General features: G+C 69.1%; 3 protein-coding genes. 1 reads left to right on the top strand and 2 read right to left on the bottom strand.

Annotation, left to right across the window (positions count from 1 at the left end; genetic code table 11):
- Positions 1 to 515, top strand: a 515-nt coding sequence (locus AC1DU6_RS28040; protein WP_477861126.1) for a DUF1631 family protein, incomplete at its 5' end; no start/stop codon positions are given.
- Positions 516 to 620: 105 nt separating this feature from the next.
- Here the strand turns inward: AC1DU6_RS28040 and AC1DU6_RS28035 are convergent.
- Together AC1DU6_RS28035 and dprA are read right to left on the bottom strand one after the other, a co-directional pair.
- On the bottom strand, positions 621 to 1,073 hold the full coding sequence (locus AC1DU6_RS28035) for a Smg family protein (RefSeq protein WP_056205310.1): 453 nt from the start codon (positions 1,071 to 1,073) through the stop codon (positions 621 to 623).
- A gap of 110 nt (positions 1,074 to 1,183) precedes the next feature.
- Positions 1,184 to 2,275: a DNA-processing protein DprA gene (gene dprA / locus AC1DU6_RS28030; protein ID WP_056205228.1), complete on the bottom strand. Its 1,092-nt coding sequence runs from the start codon at positions 2,273 to 2,275 to the stop codon at positions 1,184 to 1,186.
- Between the last annotated feature and the right edge of the window lie 16 nt (positions 2,276 to 2,291).

Genomic DNA, 2,291 nt, shown 5'->3' with positions numbered 1-2,291 from the left:
ATGTGCGCCAGCTCAACAACGCATTGGCCGCCGCTTTCACGGCCAAGACGGCCGCCATCCCGCGCGAGCGCCTGGACGAGCTGATGGACCAGCTCGAGACACTGGAAGCCATGCTGCCCGAGGACATCGAAGGCGGCGACAGCCATGTCGACGAGATGCTGGTGCGCGACCTGTCCGGCCACGAATCCGAGGGCATGGAGGTCGTCGCCGAGGGTGGCTCCGCGCCGACGCCGGCCATGGTGGCCTGGGCGCGCGAGCTGCAGGTCGGCGGCTGGTTCATGCTCGACTACCGCGGCCGCAACGAGCAGGTGCAGCTGGCCTGGCGCGGCCTGCGCAGGCAGCTGGCGCTGTTCGTCACGCCCAAGGGCCGCGGCGTGCTGTTCTCGCTGAACCGCATGGCCGCCTTCCTGCAGGCAGGCCTGCTGCTGCCTGCCCAGGACGAAGCGCTGACCGTGCAGGCCACGCGCAAGGCGCTGGCCAAGCTGGATGCCGATCCCGGGCAATTGCTCAAATGATTTGCGGGTCAGACCTGCGCGCGTAGCGCGCTGCTCTGACCCCAACTGATTCAGGAATTGAAAAAGGACGCCGCGGCGTCCTTTGTTCTTGGTGCATCAGCGGGTTCAGTGGATCAACCGATCCTCGGGGGCAACGAACAGCTCGTCCAGGATCAGCGCATCGGGCTCTTCGCCCAGGCTCCAGAACACCATCAGCACGATGATCTTCAGGTCTTCCAGGTCCATCGGGTTACCGGAGATGGCCATGGCGCGGTCGATGACCATCTCGCGCATCGGGCCGGGCAGCACGCCGGCCGACTCGAGGAAGCTGACGAAGCTGATCGACTCCTCGCCCAGGTGCTCCATCTCCGCGGGCGAATACACGCGCATCGCGTGTTCGCTCTGCTCGCCCTGGTAGGACTCCCCGGACGCGGCCAGACCGTCCAGCCAGGAGAGGGCCTCCTGGATTTCGTCGTTCTCGAAGCCCACCGCCGTCAGTTTTCGCGCGAGTTGCGCGTGATCGGGGCAGGCGTCCGGGCGCCAATAGGTCTCGTAGAGATAAACCAGGACATCGAACATCGTGAGGGGATGATAGCCCAGGGTCTGGCGCACTCCGGACGCGAATAACCCCTCGGATCAGGCTCTGATATCCGCGGTTAAGCTCGCTGTCTCTGCTGCCCAGCCTGCCCTCATCCCTGCCGTCGGCGCTGGAAGAGCTGGCCCGCCAGGCGGGCGATGTGGCCGTCGAGCTCCAACTCCAGCAGGGCGGCGCTGAGCTCGGCCGCCGGCCAGCCGCAGCGGGCCATCAGGGCATCCAGGCTGACCGGATCGAAGCCCATGGCGTCCAGCAGCGCCTGCTGCTCGTGAGGCGTCTCGGCAGGCTCGGGCGTCACGCACAGCTTGCCCAGCGGCGGCAGTTCCTCCAGCACGTCCTGGGCCGACTCGACCAGCTTGGCGCCCTGGCGGATCAGCGCATGGCAGCCGCGGGCCTGGGGTGAATGGATGGAGCCGGGGATGGCGAACACCTCGCGGCCCGCCTCGACGGCCTGCCGGGCCGTGATCAGCGAGCCCGACTGCACGGCGGCCTCGACGACCAGGCAGCCCTGGGCCAGGCCGGCAATGATGCGGTTGCGGCGCGGAAAGTTGGCCGGCAGCACCGGGGTGCCCAGTGAGTACTCGCTGACGATGAGGCCGCCGCCGGCCAGTAGCCGCGCCGCCAGCTTCTCGTTGCGGCGCGGGTAGACCTGGTCCAGCCCGGTGCCGACGACGGCGATGGTGGCGCCGTCGGCGTCCAGGGCGCCCTCATGCGCGGCGGCGTCCACGCCCAGGGCCAGGCCCGAGACGATGGTGTAGCCACCGCGTGCCAGCGCCCGGGCGAAGGCGCGCGCGTTGTCGCCCCCCTGGGCGGTCGGGTTGCGGCTGCCGACGATGGCGATGGACGGCGCGCCCAGCAGTTCGCGCCGGCCCTGCAGCCACAGCAGCAGCGGTGGGTCGGCCGTGGCCAGCAGGCGGGGTGGGTAGTCGGCATCGCCGAGAACGAGCAGGTCATGGCCGGGTTCGGCCAACCATGCCTGGGCCTTGTCGATCAATTCGTCGAGATGGTCAGGGGGCTTGTTGAAGCCCTCGCGCTGTTTGCCCGGCAGCGCCTGGTCCAGGGCGACGGCGGGGAGTTCGAAGACAGCCTGCGGGCTGCCGGCCATGGCCAGCAGCCGCCGCGCCGCTGCCGGGCCCACGCTCTCGGTGAGCCGCAGCCAGGCGACAAGCTCGATGGGTGTCAGCATCAGCGGTTCGAAGAAC

The organism is Roseateles sp. P5_B10, assembly GCF_056400485.1.
This window is presented reverse-complemented; position numbering and strand designations above follow the sequence as displayed.